The organism is Candidatus Rhabdochlamydia sp. W815 (genome assembly GCF_018642185.1).
In the GTDB taxonomy this organism is placed as follows: domain Bacteria; phylum Chlamydiota; class Chlamydiia; order Chlamydiales; family Rhabdochlamydiaceae; genus Rhabdochlamydia; species Rhabdochlamydia oedothoracis.
The window spans coordinates 1-965 of the sequence record NZ_JAAVTY010000195.1; the positions used below are offsets into that span (position 1 = coordinate 1).

The 965-nt window shown below is 32.6% G+C and carries 2 pseudogenes; one reads left to right on the top strand and one right to left on the bottom strand.

Annotation, left to right across the window (positions count from 1 at the left end):
* Positions 1-103 precede the first annotated feature (103 nt).
* Positions 104-352: pseudogene (locus RHOW815_RS08255) on the top strand (transposase family protein); the annotation flags it as partial.
* A gap of 19 nt (positions 353-371) precedes the next feature.
* On the opposite strand, the pseudogene RHOW815_RS08260 reads toward RHOW815_RS08255, so the two are convergent.
* A pseudogene (locus RHOW815_RS08260) lies at positions 372-458 on the bottom strand (transposase); the annotation flags it as partial.
* Positions 459-965 lie beyond the last annotated feature (507 nt).

The window sequence follows — 965 nt, forward strand, 5'->3', positions numbered from 1 at the left end:
ATCTACAAACATGCTATGCTCGGGTGCACAATAGATGTTTTTTCAAGTATTTATATGTTCTTTTTTGTGCACTTCAAGGTTGAAAGGGCCCTTCTAACAGGGAGGGTATCTAGGACTTAAAAAGCTTCATGCTAAAACCCAAATGCCTAAAAGAAGAAGCAAGAAAAATCCTTTAACAAAACAAGACAAAAAAAATAATCAATTCCTCTCCAAAGAACGTGTAATTAATGAAAATGCTATTGGTCTGCTTAAGCGATTCAAAATTTTAGCTGATCGTTATAGAAATAGACGAAAAAGGTTTGGTCTTCGGTTCAATCTAATTGCGGGCATTTATAATCTGGAGCTATGTTAATGGGTTTTGAAAGAGGTCTATTTTTTAGTTGATCATTTACAGTTTCAATAATAGCTCTTTTACGAAGAAGTACTTTATCCCGGAGATTCATGAACTTATTTTTCATTTGGGCAAGGTCTCTCCTTGTGTTTGATTGTTAAAAATCACAATAGAGATTCTTTCATCGCCTGCCTATTCTTTTTTTTAATTCTTCTGTGCACTTCAAACTTGAAAAGATAAGGTTTATTTCGGAATGAAACTTGATTTTAGAATCCTTAAATATCCTAAAATCATGTCTTCTACCTTTGGAAAAAAACGACTTGAAACTTGTCGTTAATCCTATATTTTTCTATACGATTGAATCGGAACCAATATAGACTCTCTTAGAGCCTGTTTAAAGTCTTTTCAAAAGTAGAGCAATAAAAGCGAGAACCACCATAGGTATCTCTCAAAAGAAGTTCCAGTCAATAGATTTCTTGCATAACCCCTTATTTTAAAGCTTTCATTTATAGATTCCTAATCTTAACAAAAGCATTTCCAGCTATGAACCTATCTTGAATTAAATTTACTGTTTTAAAGATACTTGCCGACTTAAGAAATTCATCCAATATCCCAGTAGTCCAAACATTAATAG